At 71.1% G+C, this 16,267-nt stretch carries 18 protein-coding genes and 4 tRNA genes; 10 read left to right on the forward strand and 12 right to left on the reverse strand.

Going from position 1 to position 16,267, the window contains the following annotated elements:
* Positions 1–134 precede the first annotated feature (134 nt).
* From FB382_RS00250 to FB382_RS00260, 3 genes are all read right to left on the reverse strand, one after another.
* Complete coding sequence (locus tag FB382_RS00250; RefSeq protein ID WP_182535768.1) at positions 135–1,055, reverse strand: PAS domain S-box protein; 921 nt, start codon at positions 1,053–1,055, stop codon at positions 135–137.
* Between the two features lie 69 nt (positions 1,056–1,124).
* A complete protein-coding gene (locus FB382_RS00255; RefSeq protein ID WP_246377066.1) occupies positions 1,125–1,751 on the reverse strand; it encodes a class F sortase in 627 nt (208 codons plus the stop codon).
* Positions 1,752–1,756: 5 nt separating this feature from the next.
* Entirely contained in the window at positions 1,757–2,581 is an 825-nt protein-coding gene (locus tag FB382_RS00260; RefSeq protein WP_182535770.1) for a DUF4397 domain-containing protein, read from the reverse strand.
* Between the two features lie 329 nt (positions 2,582–2,910).
* Here FB382_RS00260 and FB382_RS00265 point away from each other — a divergent pair, with 329 nt between their 5' ends.
* A complete protein-coding gene (locus FB382_RS00265) occupies positions 2,911–3,558 on the forward strand; it encodes a hypothetical protein (protein ID WP_182535772.1) in 648 nt (215 codons plus the stop codon).
* A 50-nt stretch (positions 3,559–3,608) separates the two neighbouring features.
* On the opposite strand, the gene FB382_RS00270 is transcribed toward FB382_RS00265, so the two are convergent.
* A tRNA-Phe gene (locus tag FB382_RS00270) sits at positions 3,609–3,682 on the reverse strand.
* 107 nt (positions 3,683–3,789) lie between these two features.
* On the opposite strand from FB382_RS00270, the gene FB382_RS00275 reads away from it, so the two are divergent.
* The 3 genes from FB382_RS00275 to FB382_RS00285 all read left to right on the forward strand — a co-directional run bounded on the left by FB382_RS00275 (position 3,790) and on the right by FB382_RS00285 (position 4,457).
* Positions 3,790–3,862, forward strand: a tRNA-Glu gene (locus FB382_RS00275).
* 98 nt (positions 3,863–3,960) lie between these two features.
* A tRNA-Asp gene (locus tag FB382_RS00280) sits at positions 3,961–4,037 on the forward strand.
* A 63-nt stretch (positions 4,038–4,100) separates the two neighbouring features.
* On the forward strand, positions 4,101–4,457 hold the full coding sequence (locus FB382_RS00285; protein ID WP_182535774.1) for a metallopeptidase family protein: 357 nt from the start codon (positions 4,101–4,103) through the stop codon (positions 4,455–4,457).
* A 4-nt stretch (positions 4,458–4,461) separates the two neighbouring features.
* Here FB382_RS00285 and FB382_RS00290 read toward each other — a convergent pair whose 3' ends face one another.
* Genes FB382_RS00290 through FB382_RS00300 form a run of 3 tightly spaced genes read right to left on the reverse strand, consistent with a single transcriptional unit; the run spans position 4,462 to position 6,076 of the window.
* Complete coding sequence (locus FB382_RS00290) at positions 4,462–4,785, reverse strand: CrcB family protein (protein WP_182535776.1); 324 nt, start codon at positions 4,783–4,785, stop codon at positions 4,462–4,464.
* Positions 4,782–5,198 (reverse strand): CrcB family protein, encoded by a 417-nt coding sequence (locus tag FB382_RS00295; protein WP_220481204.1) that lies wholly within the window; start codon positions 5,196–5,198, stop codon positions 4,782–4,784. Before FB382_RS00295 ends, FB382_RS00290 begins: the two co-directional genes overlap by 4 nt.
* Complete coding sequence (locus tag FB382_RS00300; RefSeq protein ID WP_343055428.1) at positions 5,195–6,076, reverse strand: ATP-binding protein; 882 nt, start codon at positions 6,074–6,076, stop codon at positions 5,195–5,197. Before FB382_RS00300 ends, FB382_RS00295 begins: the two co-directional genes overlap by 4 nt.
* Positions 6,077–6,384: 308 nt before the next feature.
* Here FB382_RS00300 and FB382_RS00305 point away from each other — a divergent pair, with 308 nt between their 5' ends.
* Together FB382_RS00305 and FB382_RS00310 are read left to right on the forward strand one after the other, a co-directional pair.
* On the forward strand, positions 6,385–7,866 hold the full coding sequence (locus FB382_RS00305; protein WP_182535782.1) for an NAD(P)/FAD-dependent oxidoreductase: 1,482 nt from the start codon (positions 6,385–6,387) through the stop codon (positions 7,864–7,866).
* A gap of 52 nt (positions 7,867–7,918) precedes the next feature.
* On the forward strand, positions 7,919–8,437 hold the full coding sequence (locus FB382_RS00310; protein WP_182535784.1) for a GNAT family N-acetyltransferase: 519 nt from the start codon (positions 7,919–7,921) through the stop codon (positions 8,435–8,437).
* A gap of 4 nt (positions 8,438–8,441) precedes the next feature.
* On the opposite strand, the gene FB382_RS00315 is transcribed toward FB382_RS00310, so the two are convergent.
* The 3 genes from FB382_RS00315 to FB382_RS23035 all read right to left on the reverse strand — a co-directional run bounded on the left by FB382_RS00315 (position 8,442) and on the right by FB382_RS23035 (position 10,511).
* Positions 8,442–9,320, reverse strand: coding sequence for a hypothetical protein (locus tag FB382_RS00315; RefSeq protein ID WP_182535786.1), 879 nt, complete (start codon positions 9,318–9,320; stop codon positions 8,442–8,444).
* A 98-nt stretch (positions 9,321–9,418) separates the two neighbouring features.
* A tRNA-Lys gene (locus FB382_RS00320) sits at positions 9,419–9,491 on the reverse strand.
* A gap of 123 nt (positions 9,492–9,614) precedes the next feature.
* On the reverse strand, positions 9,615–10,511 hold the full coding sequence (locus tag FB382_RS23035; RefSeq protein WP_425490035.1) for a type I restriction-modification enzyme R subunit C-terminal domain-containing protein: 897 nt from the start codon (positions 10,509–10,511) through the stop codon (positions 9,615–9,617).
* Here FB382_RS23035 and FB382_RS00330 point away from each other — a divergent pair.
* Complete coding sequence (locus FB382_RS00330; protein ID WP_182535788.1) at positions 10,510–11,856, forward strand: hypothetical protein; 1,347 nt, start codon at positions 10,510–10,512, stop codon at positions 11,854–11,856. The genes FB382_RS23035 and FB382_RS00330 overlap by 2 nt on opposite strands.
* Positions 11,857–12,048: 192 nt before the next feature.
* On the opposite strand, the gene FB382_RS00335 is transcribed toward FB382_RS00330, so the two are convergent.
* Entirely contained in the window at positions 12,049–12,840 is a 792-nt protein-coding gene (locus FB382_RS00335; protein ID WP_182535790.1) for a hypothetical protein, read from the reverse strand.
* A 34-nt stretch (positions 12,841–12,874) separates the two neighbouring features.
* Positions 12,875–13,678 carry an NPCBM/NEW2 domain-containing protein gene (locus FB382_RS22445; RefSeq protein WP_182535792.1) on the reverse strand — a complete coding sequence of 268 codons (804 nt, stop codon included), beginning with the start codon at positions 13,676–13,678 and terminating at the stop codon, positions 12,875–12,877.
* A 666-nt stretch (positions 13,679–14,344) separates the two neighbouring features.
* Here FB382_RS22445 and FB382_RS00345 point away from each other — a divergent pair.
* The 3 genes from FB382_RS00345 (at position 14,345) to FB382_RS00355 (ending at position 16,185) form a co-directional block, all read left to right on the forward strand.
* Positions 14,345–14,656 (forward strand): hypothetical protein, encoded by a 312-nt coding sequence (locus tag FB382_RS00345; RefSeq protein ID WP_182535794.1) that lies wholly within the window; start codon positions 14,345–14,347, stop codon positions 14,654–14,656.
* A gap of 129 nt (positions 14,657–14,785) precedes the next feature.
* Positions 14,786–15,310, forward strand: a complete 525-nt coding sequence (locus tag FB382_RS00350; protein WP_182535796.1) for a SigE family RNA polymerase sigma factor — start codon at positions 14,786–14,788, stop codon at positions 15,308–15,310.
* A complete protein-coding gene (locus tag FB382_RS00355) occupies positions 15,307–16,185 on the forward strand; it encodes a hypothetical protein (protein ID WP_182535798.1) in 879 nt (292 codons plus the stop codon). The genes FB382_RS00350 and FB382_RS00355 overlap by 4 nt, the downstream gene beginning before the upstream one ends.
* The last annotated feature ends 82 nt before the right edge of the window (positions 16,186–16,267 follow it).

A 16,267-nucleotide genomic window follows, 5' to 3' on the forward strand; every position in this document is an offset into this window, starting at 1 on the left:
GTGGTGTTGAGCCACCAGTGTCTGGGGTGGTGGGCTCCCGTGATGAGGGGAACCGGCAACGTGCGTCGGACACTAGCAATGGCGTCCGGTGGCGACCAATGACCCGAACGGGTGGTATCGGGGCTGGTCGGGTGTCACTGGTCGAGGGTCAGCTCACCCGCCACGACGCGGCGGCACACCTCGCGCAGGGCCAGGTGGTGCGACCGTGCGTAGCCGCGCAGGAGCGGGTACGACGCCTCCGGGTCGATCCCGAGCTGGGCGGCGACGTACCCCTTGGCCTGCTCGATGGCCAGCCGCGAGCGCAGCGCGGTCTCGAGCTGCTCGGCCCGGGTCTCGGCCTGCTCCTGGGCCGCCCGGGCCGGGCTGGCGCGCAGGTTGCAGACGACCCCGCGCACGAAGGGGTCGTCGAGCAGGTTGGTGAGCGCGGCCTCGGCCCAACGCCAGTCGTCGAAGGCCATCACGCGTACGTCGACCGCCGGGTGTGCACCGGGGTGGGTCACGACGTTGCCGAGCAGCCGGGCGAGCGCCGGCCGGTCTTCTGCATGCAGCAACGGCACGACCGAGCTGCCCACCAGGGTGTCCTGGTCCCACCCGAACAGCTGTCCGACGGCGGGGCTCGCGTAGGTGATCACGGCGTCCGAGCGGAGCACGAGGGCCGCGTCGGTCGAGCGCTCCAGCAGCGGCCGCAGGGCGGTGCCGAGGTTGGTGGAGACGCCGACGACGCCGACCACCTCGCCGTCGCGGTAGATGCCGGCGTCGGTCACCAGGGCCGGGAACATGCTGCCGTCCTTGCGGCGCACGGGGAAGCCGCCCGACCAGGACGTGCCGTCGCGCAGCGCCGCCATGATGTCGGCCGCCGTCTCCTGGGCCACGTCGGGCACGCAGAGCTCGGCGATGTTCTTGCCGATGGCCTCCTCGGCGGTCCAGCCGTAGAGCTGCTCGGCGGCGGGGTTCCACGCGACGACGACCCCGAGCGGGTCGGTCGTGATCACGGCCTGGCCCAGCGCAGCAAGCTGCTCGTCCCCCGTGATCATGCGGCCCCCTCCCTGGCCCATGGTGCGCTCCTCGAGGGTATTTCCACGACACCCACTTCGGGGGAAGATCCCGAAGCGGACGACTCCGGTCTACTCCGGTCTCGCCACCACCACGACGTTGTCCTGGTAGCCGCCGCGTGAGGCGTCGTACACGCCTCCGCAGGTGACCATGACGAGGCGCCGGTCGCCGGCCCCGGAGAAGACCACGGACTGGCGGCTGAGATCGGCCTGCGGCACCAGCCGGACCGACGAGACGCGGTACCACTGGGACAACCGCTTCCCCACCAGGTGGATCCGGGCGCCGGGCCGCGCACTGAGCAGCTCGACGGCGGGCCCCACGCCCTGGGTGAAGGAGTCGACGTGGGCGGCCAGCACGATGCTGCCGTAGGGGTCGCCGAGCCGGGAGCCGCCGGTCCACCAGCCGGCGCGCTGGATGTCGTCGGGGACCGCGAGGCTGCCGTCGGCGCGGGTGCCGGCCGGGTCGACGGGCAGGGTGCGGCCGCTGGGCAGCGTCACCCGGCGAGGCACCTCCGGACGGACCTGGCTGCCGGCGGCGTGCGCCACGGCCGCGGGGCGCGCCGGGGCGGCGGAGGTCGCGGGAGGCGAGGGGGCATCCTCGGCGCCGGGGGCGCCACCTGCCCCCGTCGCGCTGCATCCGGTGAGCAGCGCGGCGAGGGCGGTGAGCGTGACGGCGCCCGGAGCGAGGGTGCGGGGCACCCTCACTACACGGACCACCCGCGGAGCCAGCCGAACAACGACAGCATGCGCGTCCAGAAGGCCAGGCGCGCGGTGTCGACGGACCCGTCCGGCCGGACGAAGCCGGCCGATCCGGTGTCCACCGTCGACGGGGTGCCGGTGGCGCTGGTGGTCTCCAGCGGCAGGACCTGGACGATCGCGTCCATGCTGCCGTCGCGCGGGGCGCCGATGGCGAAGACCCGGGTCAGGGCGCCCGCCTTGATCGCGAGGTCGACCGGGCCGAGGAGCGGCTTGCCGCCACCGGTCGGGACGACGGCCACGTTGTACGTCGTGGCCGGGACCTCGGCGCTGACGAACTCGCCGTTGGCGATGTTGGTGAACAGCGTCTTGCCGCCGGCGGTGATGTCGGCCGGGGGCACCACGGCGGTGTGCGCCACCATCAGGCGACCCTTGTCGCTGGGGACCGGGGCCACGTCGTTGTCGAAGACCGTGACGACCGGCTGCTTGCCCGCGTCGGCCGGCCAGTGCACGACCACGTCCTGGCTGCCCGCCACGGTGACGGAGCTGGAGACCTCCCAGTCCGCGGTCTTGAACACGACCGTGTGGTCGCCCGGTGAGACGTCGACCGGGCCGATGACGTCCTTCGCCGCGACGCCGGACTGCACCGCCTTGCCGTCGATGGTGATGTCGACGCTGGCGCCGGGGACGCCCTGGAGCAGGTAGAGGGCGGGGGGCACCTTGGCGGAGGCGGGGGAGCCGGTGAGGAAGGTGGTGAGCAGCGCGAGGATCGCGGCGAGGAGCACGGACGTGGGGAGCAGGCGTGGACGGGTCTGGGACATGGAGGACGACATGGACGGGACTCCGAAGGACGGCCGAGTGATGAGAACCAGGACAGGAGAGCCGGTTCGCGGTCCGAGTGTCGACGGCCGTGCTCGTGGTGACGGCGCGGCCACCCGGTGTCCCCCGTCGGCGCCAGTGGCCTAGGCCACTGTACGAGCCGATTTGACAGGTTGTCACCGTATACTTCGTCACGCGGGGTGGGAGGGAAGGCTTCGGGCCAATGCGTTCCGACAGCGCGTCCTCGGGAGGGGGGAGTCGCGCCCCCCAGGTCAGACGTCAGCGGCGTGGGAGCCACGCCGGCCGGCGTCGCGCCGTCGGGCGAAGCAGCCGCGGCGTCTGGATGGTGCCCATCCTGGCGACGCTCACCGTGCTCCTGGTGCTGGGCGGCTGGCAGGTCTACCAGGTCGCCACCGAGGAGACGCCGGTGAGCGCGTCCGACCCTGGCACCGACGTCAACGCCGTCGGCACCGAGATGGAGGTGTCGATCGGCGACGCCGGCCGGATGCACTTCGTCGAGACCATCACCTTCCCCACGGCCCGGTCGCAGCTCGACCTCTCCGTGCCCAGACGGATGGGTGCGGGCGCCGACTTCCGGCCCGTGGTCAGCTCGCTCGTCGTGCGCGAGCCCGGCAGCGCCGAGGTCAAGCCGCTCGGGCTCGGCGACCGCACCACTGTCCACCTGACCAGGTCGGCGGTCACCGTCGTGCTCGAGTACGACGCGAGCGGCGTGGTGAACCGGTCCGGCGACGTCTCCACCCCCGACCGCGCCCTGGCCCTGGTCACCCCGCTGGTCGTGGAGCAGGCCCGGCGGCTGCCCGCCGTCGTACGCGTGTCGTCGGTGAAGGTGCTCAACGTCGGCTGCCTGCGCGGCACCACCCTCGTGGGCTGCGGCACCGAGACCGCGGACGGCTGGGCCGTCGAGAGCTCCGGCTCGGAGGGTGACGTGCTCAGCGACGTGCTGGCCCAGCTGAACCTCGCCGTCCCGTAGGGAGACGACGAAGGCCGCGACCCCAGGGGGATCGCGGCCTTCGGTGCTTGTGGGCAGGGGCGGGGTCGAACCGCCGACCTATCACTTTTCAGGCGATCGCTCGTACCAACTGAGCTACCTGCCCAAGCGAGGAGAAACCATACCCGAGACTCGACGAGCCCACGAAAACGGGGTGAACGGGCAGTTTTGGAGGCGATGGAGGCCCGCCCCTATGCTGTCCGGGCAGTCCCAGCCCCCATCGTCTAGCGGCCTAGGACGTCGCCCTTTCACGGCGGTAGCACGGGTTCGAATCCCGTTGGGGGTGCGGTCATCGGCCTGCTGGGTCCCGATTGGGAGACAGCAGCAACGATGGGTTAGAGTTCCACCCGCTTCACCAAGTGAAGCAACAGCACCACCAATCCTGGCCCCGTAGCGCAGTTGGTTAGCGCGCCGCCCTGTCACGGCGGAGGCCGCGGGTTCGAGTCCCGTCGGGGTCGCCACAGCGAACGCTCCGGATCTCACCGAGATCCGGAGCGTTTGTCATTTCCCGACACAATGAGGGCATGCCCCTCGAGCTCGACCGCAAGGCCTTCGACGCCCTCGTCGACGAGGCCCTCGACGGCATCCCCACCGAGATCGCCTCGCTGGTGCACAACGTGGTCGTGCTCGTCGAGGACGAGCCGCCGGAGGACGAGCCCGACGACCTGCTGGGCCTCTACGACGGGATCGCGCTGACCGACCGCTGGGGCGACCCGACGATGGACCTCCCGGACCGGATCTTCATCTTCCGCAACCCGCTGCTCGACATGTGCGGGTCCCGCGCGGAGCTCGTCGAGGAGGTGCGGATCACCGTCGTGCACGAGGTGGCCCACCACTTCGGCATCGACGACGACCGGCTGCACGAGCTGGGCTACGGCTGAGCCGTCACCCGAGCGCGAAGCCGAGCGCGCAGGCGGCCAGTGAGAGCCCCACCGTTGCGACGACGTACGTCGACCCCGCGCGCCGGCCGCCGGCGTACGCCTGGACGGCGAACGAGCTGTAGGTGGTGAAGCCGCCGCAGAAGCCCGTGCCGAGCAGCGCCATCGCGTGGCCCGACAGTCCGAGCGCGCTGAACAGTCCGAGCAGGAACGAGCCGGTGACGTTCGCGGCCAGCGTCCCGCGGTGCAGGCGGCCGTCGACGGTGTGCGCGAGCAGGAGGCGCAGCGGGGCGCCGACGGCCGCGCCCAGCGCGACGAGGAGCGCGGTCACTCGTTGCCCTCCTCGGCCTCGAACTCCGCCTGCTCGGCGGGCGTGGCGAGGTGCGAGACCAGCGCGACGGCCACCAGGCAGGCGGCGAGGGTGCCGACCAGGTAGCTGCCGGCCAGGAGCGTGTCACCGGCGGCCAGGAGCGCCCGCGTCTGCTCCGAGGCGGCCGAGAGGGTCGTGAAGCCGCCCAGCACGCCGGGACCGAGGAAGACGGCCAGCTCGCGGGAGCGACGTACGGGGGAGAGGGCGGGGAGCAGGGCGAGCGCGGCGGAGCCGGCGACGTTGATGGCGAAGACGGTCCAGGGGAAGCCGGCGGTGTCGGGGAAGGTCTCCCCGAGCGCCCAGCGGGCCACCGCGCCGAGGGCGCCGCCCAGCGCCGCCGCGACGAGGAGTCGCGGGGGAGGCGGTGGGGTCACGACACGCTGCTGCGTCGGCTGGTCACCGCGGCATCGTGCCACGCGACCGGCTGCTCGCCGGCGGCCTGGCGGACGAACTCGCCGAGGAACCAGCCCTGGAACTGCTGCTGCTCGGGGGTGCGGGCGAGCGAGAGGAGCCGCTCCGCCCGGCAGAAGGCGTCGGCGAGGTCGAGCAGCTCGATCAGCCGGGCGATCTGCTCGACGGTGCCGGGGTGCACCCGCACCTCGATGTCGGCGACCTCGTCGCCGGCGCTGAGCGCCAGCTCGATCTGGTCGGACCCCATGCCCTCGCGGAGGTCGTGCTCGAGGGTGCCGAAGAGGTCGGAGAGGTTCTTGGCGAGCGGGTAGTCCGCCTCGTGCGCGAGCGCCAGCAGGCGGACCTCGCGGCGCAGCTCGCGGTAGTGCCGCTGGAACTGCTGGTAGTCGCGGAGCGGGACGTCGGCGATCGCCACCGTCACGTCGTCGGGGTGGGCCACGTCGTCGTCGGGGCCCTCCATGCGGCCGGTGATGACCCCGTCGACCATCGTCTCGCCGGGCTCGGGCGCTGGGGTGAACCAGACGACCTTGCCGTCGTCGTCGATGTCGGCGCCCCAGGCGGTGGCGCAGCGGGCCACGATGCCCAGGCCGCGGCCGAAGGTCAGGAGGAGGTCGTCGCCGTCGATGCCCTCGGTCGGCAGGACGGGCGGCTCCGTCGAGCCGTCGCGCACTTCGACCCGGGGGTGCTCACGGGTGCCGCGGACGCGCACCTGGATGGGTGCCTCGGCGTGGAGCAGGGCGTTGGTGACGAGCTCGGAGACCCCCAGCTCGGCGCACTCGGTCAGCTCGTCGCGGCCCATGTCGGCGCAGGCGTCAACCACCCAGCGGCGTGCGTTCTGCACGCCACGGGGTCCCGAGCCCAAGGACAGGGCGGGCCGGTTGAGCGGCACAGTGTTTCTCCGGACCGATGTGTGAAGGTGTCGACATTCTCCGGTCGTCTACCCATGACATCCGGGAATGAAACCCCGGGAAAGTGAAGTTGTCGTCTGTCTGGACAACCCTCGCACCACCGGTCCCGGAGGCCACTGTGGCCGTGGGAACGTGGCGGCCGGACACCTGATTGGTCAACCGGCGGCGCGCGGCGGAACAATGGGCACCACACACGGGTCGGCCCTGACGGGTCGACCCCCTCGATGCAGGAAGGTTCGACATGGCCGTCACCCAGCCGGAGAACGGATCCCAGGAGCGTCACCAGGTCGTCGTGATCGGCTCCGGGTTCGGTGGCCTGTTCGGGACCAAGGCGCTGCGCCGGGCCGACGTCGACGTGACGATGGTGGCCAAGACGACCCACCACCTCTTCCAGCCGCTGCTCTACCAGGTCGCCACCGGCATCCTCTCCGAGGGCGAGATCGCGCCCCCGACCCGCGAGGTGCTCAGCGCGCAGAAGAACGCCCGGGTCCTGCTCGGCGAGGTCACCGACATCGACCTCGAGGCCCGCACCGTCACCTCGCAGGTCCTGGGCCGCGAGACGGTCGTCGGCTACGACTCGCTGATCGTGGCGGCCGGAGCCGGCCAGTCCTACTTCGGCAACGACCAGTTCGCCGAGTTCGCCCCCGGCATGAAGTCGATCGACGACGCCCTCGAGCTGCGCGGCCGGATCTTCGGCGCCTTCGAGATGGCCGAGCTGGGAGCGACCCGCGGCGACGACGTCGACCACCTGCTGACCTTCGTGGTCGTGGGCGCCGGCCCGACCGGCGTGGAGATGGCCGGCCAGATCGCCGAGCTCGCGCACCGCACCCTCCGCCGCGACTTCCGCCGGATCAACACCAAGCACGCGCGCGTCGTCCTCGTCGACGCGGCCCCGCAGGTGCTCCCGCCGTTCGGTGCCAAGCTCGGCGCCAAGACGCAGCAGGAGCTCGAGAAGCTCGGCGTCGAGGTCATCCTCGGCGCGATGGTGACCGACGTCGACGAGCGCGGCATCGAGATGAAGTTCAAGGACGGCCGCGTCGAGCGCATCAACACCGTCACCAAGATCTGGGCCGCCGGCGTGCAGGCGAGCCCGCTCGGCAAGACCCTGTCCGAGCAGACCGGCGCCCCGCTCGACCGCGCCGGGCGGATCAGCGTCAACCCCGACCTCACGCTCCCGGGCCACCCCGAGGTGTTCGTGGTCGGGGACATGATCTCGCTCGACAACCTCCCGGGCGTCGCGCAGGTCGCGATCCAGGGCGCCAAGTACGCCGCCAAGGAGATCGACCACCGGATCAAGGGCAAGCCCTCGCAGCCGGCGTTCAAGTACTTCGACAAGGGCTCGATGGCGATCATCAGCCGCTTCCGGGCGGTCGCCATGGTCGGCAAGCTCCGCCTCACGGGCGTCATCGCCTGGCTGATGTGGCTGGCCGTGCACCTCGTCTACATCACCGGCTTCAAGAACCGCGTCACCGCGGTCCTGCACTGGTTCGTCTCGTTCCTGGGCCGGGGCCGCTCCGAGCGGACCACCACCGAGCAGCAGATCTTCGCGCGCAGCGCGCTGGCGCGGCTCAAGCGTGGCGCCGCCGACCTGGTCTCCGACCCGGGCGCCTACGACGCCGCCCGCGAGCTGCTCGAGACGACCCGCCGGGCCGAGCTCGAGGCGCGTGCGGCCGAGGAGGCCCGCCTCACCGACGCCGGCGAGCGCGGCGTCCACGTGGGCTGAGCCGACCCGAAAACGGGTGGGCCGTCGGTCGCTGCGCTGGTGGAATGGACCCATGACCGCGCTCGTGACCCCGGACGTCCGCTGGCACGCCTCCTGGGCGGCCTCGATGCAGGAGTTCGGCGAGGCCTACCCGCACGGCTCCGGCCTGGGTGACCCCGCGCCGACGTACGACGAGGCCGGCTGCGCGGCGTACGTCGCCTGGCTGCTGGGCGCCGCGAGCCACCCGATCCGCGAGGACTGGGTGCGCTGCTCCTTCTTCTGGATCACCGACGGTGACGAGGACGCGGCCGAGGTGATCGGCTTCCTCGCGCTGCGGCACGAGCTCAACGACTGGCTGCTCGAGGAGGGCGGCCACATCGGCTACTCGATCCGCCCCTCGCGGCGACGCCAGGGGCACGCCTCGCGGGCGCTCGCCCTGGCGCTGATCGAGGCCAAGGGGCTCGGCCTGGAGCGGGCGCTGGTCACCTGCGACGAGGACAACGACGGGTCGCGCGGCACCATCGAGGCCAACGGCGGCGTCTACGAGGACAGCCGCAACGGCAAGCGGCGCTACTGGATCGCCACGAGCTGACGGCTCAGTCGCGCGTCGGGCGGTAGTGGCGCAGGACCCGGGTGAACTCGGCCGGGTCGACCATCGAGGCGTCGACGACGAACGGCGACATGCTGCGGCGGTGGAACAGCACCCGCCAGTTGCGGTCACCGGGTTCCCCGATCACGTCGATCGGGGTGTAGTGGCTGGCGAGGTCGAAGACGTTGCGCCCTCCGCCGCGGACGATCTCGAGCTGGCCGCCACGCACCGTCAGGTGGGCCGTCGCGGCGCCCGCCCGCACGCCCCAGACCACCATGGTCAGCAGCGCCAGGGCGGCGGCGATGCCGATGGCGGGAGTGGTGCGGTCGAGGTAGGCGACGTACGCGGCGACGGCGGTGGCCGCGACGCAGACGAGCAGCAGCAGGGCGACGAGCCGGCGGGTGCCGGTGCGGGGCGCGAACTCCACCACGCCGGGGATCACGTCCTGCTCCGGCTCCGGCTCATGTGCAGGCGGGGGCTCGGGTGCGGACTGGGCCGCCGGCTCCGCGGGTGCGGCCTCCGGGGCGGCGGCCTGGGGCAGCGGTTCCGCGGCCACCGCCCCTCGGGACTCCTCGGCGCCCGGGGCGCTGGTCACGGGTGCGCTGTTGAAGAGGTCGAACACCGCGCGGCCGGGATCCTCCGGCTGGGGATCGGGCTCGGGATCGGGCTCCGGCGGGAGGGCCAGGATGGGGACGACGTCGGGCTCGAGCGCGAGCTCCTCGTGGTGGGAGGGGACGAAGGACTCGTCGAAGAGCGGGTCGTCCACGATCTCGATGGGCGGCTCGATGTCGTGGTCCTCCTCGGCGCGACCCTCGCGGTGCGCCAGCCAGCGATCGAAGAGGTCGAAGGCCGACTCGCCCGCCGCGCCCGAGCTCGCGTTTCCCATGCCTGAAAAACTACGCCCGGAGGCCCGCGTTACGTGTGTGATCGGTCATGTCTGGACACCCGCGTGGGGGCCGTGGCGCTTGTGGCGCAAGTGGTGGGTGGGCCCCGTGGGACTCGAACCCACAACCAAGAGATTAAAAGTCTCCTGCTCTGCCAATTGAGCTAGAGGCCCGGGGGATCAGGAGATTAGTCGGGAGTAACCTCAGGAGAACATCCGTGTAGTTCCCCTGCCTGAGCCACCTGAACTATAAGGCGCAAGACTGGTCACGACCGCCACCGTCCCGTCTGCCCGGAGTCACGCAACCGTCAGGTCAGGCAGCACGTGAGCGCGGATCTTGTGCAGGACCGTGACGATGCCGGCCACCTGCTCCTCGCTGAAGATCATGTCGGGCCCCTGCGGGGCGTTGTCGGTGAAGGGCGACTCGTAGAGTCGGGCGACCTCCATGACGCCGTTGGCGGTCAGATGCTCCACGATGAGCTGGACGAAGCGGAGCTGTTTGGCCGAGAACGCCGCATCTGACAGGTAACGGTCGAACGCCGCGGTCGCCGCCTCCCGGTCCAGGCCCACCAGGGAGCGCATGAAGAGCCCGAGTCGTGTGCCTCCTCCTTGGCGCGGGATATGTCGGCCTCGGTCCCGGCGCCAGAGCCGATCAGCATCTTCTCCAGGGCTGCGAGGTCCTCCGGAGTGAGCTGATGGTTGGACGTAGCCGCCGGAGCGCCAAGCGGTCCTCGTGGTCGCGGAGGTAGGCGCTGGCCTTGGCCCGGATCCGCTCCCAGTTTGTGCCGGGGGTGACCCCGGGTAGGTCCACGATGGTGCCCTGCCCGAGCACGTCCTCGAAATCTGAGTAGACGATGGCCCTCTTGGACTTCTCCACGAACGCCGGCCGGGTCGGCGTTCTAGCAGAACTGGCCGACCGCGGACCCCTCTCGAGTCCGTATCGGCTAGCCCCACCGGCCCAACCGCACGTGCACGACGGCACCCCGCCCGCCCCCAAGTCGCTCGGCGGCGGGCGGGGCCGCGTGTGGGACCGCCCGCGAGTGGGGCGGCACGACAGCTGGCATGGGGGAGCGCTCCTCTAGCTTCGCCGATCGCCAGCGGCCCGCGGCACCTGTGCCCTACCGTGAGCGGCGCCAGCCTCGACCGGCTGGGCCCAGGGGCGCGGAGCCCCCTCCTAGAAGGTGTCACGGTCATGCGCGTGCGACTCCCTCACCGGACAGCCACCCGGGTGGCCGCCGGCCTCCTCGTTGCGGCCACCTTCACGAGCTGCGGAAACGACGAGGGCGACACCACCGAGACCGACGCCTCGTCGTCCCAGACACACCTGACTCTCGCGGCCCCCGTCTCGTTCGAGGCGGACCCCGATGCGCAGCCCTCGCCAGGCCGGGTCGCGGAGATCCTGGACACCCTGACCTCGGCGGACATCTCTGAAGGCAGTGTCGAGTACCTGGAGGGCTGTCCACTGGGCACCAGCGGCACCCTCTTCTCAGCACTCCCGCCGGACTGGGAGCCACCGGCGGCCGACCTGTCCGGCTCGATCGGTGCGTCCAGCTCGTTCGACCACGGCCCCGCAGGCAAGTGCGGGTCTGACGCGCACCTGCTGTTCTTCGAGCCGGTCGACTCCTCGCTCAGCGAGGAGGAGCGGCTCGCCGGAGCACCCGATCGGGAGTGGTCCTCGGAGCCGGTCGACTTCTTCGGCGGGCGCGCCTACACCTACTGCTTCGGCGCGGACGCCACTCCTCCGTGCGGTGCGGCCTGGTTCAACGATGTCCTCCAAGTCGGCGGAACGCTGGACCTCAAGGACCAGCGGAGCACCCCGGAGGTTGCCGCAGCATGGCTGTCGGCCGCCCTGCCCATCATGCTGGGAGACGAGGCCTCGGCGGCGCCGTTCAACATCGCCGGGCACCTGCCCCTCATCGATACCGAGGGCTACACCCTCGACGCGTCCTACGACTTCACCGCCTCGGACTTCGCCGCCGATCCGGTCAACAGCCCTCCCGGGTACACCGAGCTCGTCCAACCGGTGCAGGGTTCGCTTACCGTGACGAACACGACCCCGGGCCGCAGCGTGGAGGTCGGGATGTCTCTCGTGGTTCAACCCCTTGCCGCCTACGCCCGCAAGTCCCAGGTGTGCCGGAGCCTGGGCGAGATCGAGCCAAAGGGGTTCGTGCTGGCCGGCGACTACTGCCTGGTCTCGATCGGCGTACCGATCTCCTGGGGCTACGCCCTGGTCGAAGACCAGACGCTCGACCCCGACGCCGTTGTCACCCTGACCAGCGACGACCTCAGCGCGATGGCCGACGACCCCGGCCAGACGCGGCTCGCGGGCGTCTCGGAGGGCGACGCGGACGCGTTGGCGGGCGAGCTGGCGAAGCCGGCCGGCATCGTGCTGTACGGGGGCACGCCCAACGGAGGCTTCGTGAGCGAGCCGGCAAAGTGGCACACGTCCGGGGAGTGCACACTCACCGTGCACGACCCCGGGGGCGCCGACGAGTGGATCATCTACCCGACCGACCGGGCGCCAGCGGGAATCTGCTGACGGACCACGCCACTCACTTGCAGGGCGACAGCAGCCGGGTCGGCCCGAAGGTCGGCCTCCTGCGCCCCTAGGGCGGACGCGGACGGTGCGTGGACGGGTCGAGGACCATCCTCGACCCGTCCGCGTCCAACCGAAAAGGGACCCCCACGCTCCACCCTCCGAAAGGTCTGCATGCGGCGCGCAGCACGCCGTTCATGTCGTGGCGTGCTTCGCTTCCCAAGCCTCGTTCAGGTTCCTGTTCATCGCGAACGCCGTGAAGTCCTCGACCCCGTACCCGCCGATGAGCTCGTGCCGCGCGTACTGCTTCGCCCCCTTGCGACCCTTCAGCCGCTCCGCCGTCTTCAGCTCCTCCATCGCGGCCCTGGTGCGGGCGCCGGCGAACTTGTCGTACTCAAGCCTCCAAGCAGCCGCGCGCCGGGTGACCTCCGCGGCCAGCTCGTGACAGTCCCCGATGCCGGAGGCCGGCGCCTGCAGCACGATGACCTGCCCGCCGCCGCCCTCGTCCTTCGACACCGCCGCGGCGATCGCCAGCTGGTCCTTCGACCACCAGCTTCCGGTGCGGGCGCCGGAGTACGCGATCCACGAGTACCGCACCTGCCCGACCAGGACGCTGCCCTTCCGGCGGCGTGCAGCGCGGGCCTTGGAGACCAGGTTGGCGCCGGCCGCAACCGTCATGCCGGCCAGGCCGACTCCCGCCCAGCCGCCGCCCTTGTCGTACTTCTCGCACGCGAAGACAACCCGGGAGTCGGTGATGGCGCAGACGATCTTGTGCTCGTCGAGGATGACCTCGTCGTAGTCCTTCCCGGAGGCGGGCAGGCGCATGATGCTCAGGCCCGACGCGGTGAAGTAGGCGACGGTGTCACCGTCGGCCTCGGTCAGCTCGATCGGGAACTTGTCCTCGGGTCCGGACAGGGTCGGCCAGATGCGGTCGTCGTCGTCATCGGCCGAGACCACCGCGACCAGAGGGGTGAAATTGTCAACCATTCGCTTCTCCTGTTCGACGGGCCCGGGATGGACGTCACGGCTTGCCGGAGCAGAGGACCTTCGCGTTCCCGTACACGCCGTAGCCGTCGAGGTCGTTCTTCTGGGTGTCCGGGGTGCCCTGGAGCTCGAGCCGCAAGCGGAGCCGAGTGCTCACGTCCAGCACGGTGGCCGTGGCCGGCCCGAGGGTCTTGGTGCCCAAGTCGGTCTCGGCGCCGTCGACGTAGATGGTGAAATCGGCGCCGAACCCGGACTCGGAGGAGTCCGCGACCCCGACCCAGGTGTTCAGGGTCTTGCACCGGTAGGACAGGTTCCACTCGCCCCAGACGATGTTTCCGTCATTCGCCAGCGCGCTGTCGTAGCTGTTCATCACGCTCTTGCTGTACGTCTTCCCGCCCACGGCTACCGAGTCCGAGCCGAAGCTGTCGTCATCGACCGTGTCGAGCTGGGAGAGGTAGTACCAGGCGTACACGGTCGTCTTGGCGACCTTGGAGGTGTGTACGGATCCGTTCTTGGTGGCCGTGACCCGCCACTGGTTCAGGCCGACGCCGGTCGCGACGCCGGACAGCGCGTAGGTGCCGTCGGTGGTGACCTTGGTGGCGGCTGCCTTCACCCAGTCGGCTGTCTTTCCCACCCGCCGTTGCAGGGCAACGGTGGCGCCGGCCAGGGAGGCGGGGGCGGTGCCGGTGAACGTGACCTTGTCGCCGGTGATCGGGTCTGCTGGCGAGGTGCGGGTCAGGACGAGGTCCACGGTGGCCGCCTGGGCCGGAACGGTGACGAACGTGGCCGAGACCATGGCCAGGATCGCGATCAACACCAGCTTGTGCCAGGGACGTGCCACGAGAAGCTCCTTCATGGGTGGGTGGGTCGCCGGCAGGCTAGGCAGACGACCGGCCGTGGCGCAGTGGAACCGGGGAAGACCACCCCTTCGGGGGCAGCGACCAGGGCTGGCCGGCAGCGGCGACTCTGGTGGGCGGCGGGTTGGACACGTATCGGGGGTGGCCTCGAGCTCCGGCGCCCGTCCGGCGACCTCCCTCGATTGGCTCCGCGAGCGCATGGCGCAGGCCGGCTCGAGCAGCTCACCTGGAAGCTGGGAGCCGACAACGGGGACGGCCTCGGGTTGAGCAAGGGGGCGCCTGCGACCGGCCGAAACAGTGCGCGTCCTCCCGCATGGCCAGTGCCGACGAGGTGCCCACGCCGACGCCATGCGCAAACCCTTGCGCCGGATGTGCAACGAGGGACGTTCTGACGTGGCGGCCGGCGCGTTCTGCGCGGGAGGGCCCCCGCCGCCTAGAAAGTCCTAAACACGCAGGTCAGAACTAATCTCCTGATCCCCCAGAGGCCCGGGACGCCGGTGCCGCCGTCCGCGCGGCCGTATCTTCGCAGATCGCCGCGACCGGACCGTCGCGGCCGCAGACGCAGACCCCAGGAGGTTCGGCCGCGCGCTGAACCTGACCGTGCCGTGACGGCGTTGAGGAGGTCACACACGCAACAGGAAGGCAGTCCGATGAACGCATCCATCACCCGCAGGTTCGGCAGTGTCGCCGCCGCGACAGGAGCAGCTGCCCTGACCGTCGTGCTCGGCTGCCCCGCGGCCCTCGCCGACAATCCCTCCGGCGGTCCGACCTACGACCCGGAGCAGATCTCGAGTGGTGTCCCGGGTGGGCGGTGGACGCCGGTCACGGTCGTCCACGACGCCCCACCGGGACCGTCCTCCTTCCACTACGAGGACGCCGTGCTCGGCGCAGCGACCGGTGCCTTGGTCGTCGGCGGGGCCGTCGTGGCCGTCTCGCTGCGGCGCCGGACCTCGCTGACCTGAGTCCAGGGAACCAGCGGCCGGCCGGACTGAACCATCCGGCCGGTTCGCGGCGTTGAGGGAGTCAGGCAGATCGGGTTGCCCGGGCCACGGAAAGCATGGTGCAGTGAGCGTGCGGGAGCAGGAGGTGCCATGCACCTTGCGGAGCAGGAGGAGTTCGCGGAGTTCGTCCGCGCCCAGCACGCCTCCCTGTTCCGGACGGCGTACCTCATGACGGGGGACTACCAGCGCGCCGAGGACATCGTCCAGACCGCCCTCGTCAAGGTGTTCCTGCGCTGGCGGCAGATCCAGTCGATGAGCCAGCCCGGTGCCTACGCGAAGCGGATCGTCGCCAACCAGACCCTCTCGTGGTGGCGGCGCCGGTCGTCGACCGAGAGCGTCGTGGACACTCTCGGCGACCGCGGGGTGCCCGGACACGAGGAGCGGGTGACCGAGCACGACACCATGTGGCGCGCGGTCCTCCAGCTCCCTCCGCGGCAGCGGGCGGTCATCGTGCTGCGCTACTACGAGGACCTCTCGGAGGCCGAGACCGCCGAGGTGCTCGACATGGCCGTCGGCACCGTCAAGAGCCACAGCAACGCCGCCCACCACCGGCTCGCGACGTTGCTGGACGATCCCGCCCCAGGGATGGCGCACACGGAGAAGAGGCCGACGTGACCGTCGAGAACAGGGTGCGTAGCGCGCTGCGCGAGGTCGGCGCTGGGGTGGTGCCTCCGGTGCCGGACCCGGCACGGTACGCCGCGTCCGGGACGCGGGTACGCCGTCGGCGGCGCCTCGCCGCTGTCGTCGGGATGCTCGTGGTGGGTCTGCTCGCCGTCGGCGTGCCTCGGATGAACCTGTTGCCCGACCAGGGGGAGGTCACCAAGCACCTCGACCTGCCCGGGCGACTCAGCGACCTCCGCTCGTACGACTACATCGCCCCCGGTCCCTACGTCGCCGACTTCTTGGGCGCACCGACCTGGTTCCCGCGCGTCGTCGTCACGGTTCCTCCGGGGTTCAGCACGGATGGCTGGCTGTACGACGCCCTCGGTGACGGACCGGAGTCGAGTGCCAGTGGCCTGGCCCATCGGCAGCTCGCCTTCTGGACCGTCGATGCCGTGAACACCAACGCCTGCCGCGGTGCGGACCACTGGGTGAGCGCGGGAACGACCGCTCAGGACCTCCTGACGGCACTCCGGCACGTGCCCAGCCTGCGGCTGGGCGACGCCCGGCCGATCACCCTGGACGGCTACCCGGGGTGGCGAGTCCGCCTGTCGCAGCCGGCGGCGCAGGTGTGGGATGCCTGCGCGCTCGCCACGCTGAATGTCTGGCGCTCCGCGGACCTCGGGGTGCTGTACCAGCGGAACGTCTCGCGGCCGGAAGCCTGGGTGCACGACCTCTGGATCGTGGATGTCGGTCGCTACCGCGTGGTGCTGGACGCCGAGCACCTTCCCGGGGTGTCGGCGGACCAGCTGGCCGAGCTCGAGGACATCGTCGCCACGGCCGTGTTCGTCCCGTTCGGGAGCACGCCCGGGACAACGCAGGGTCCCTGACGACCGAATGCGGCGGCTCCGGACGGTGTCCGGGGTTCCTGCCGTGCTCCGGGGGTTCTTGTGGCGCTGTGAGGGGTCGGCC

Origin of the sequence: Nocardioides ginsengisegetis (assembly GCF_014138045.1) — a bacterium.
In the GTDB taxonomy this organism is placed as follows: domain Bacteria; phylum Actinomycetota; class Actinomycetes; order Propionibacteriales; family Nocardioidaceae; genus Nocardioides; species Nocardioides ginsengisegetis.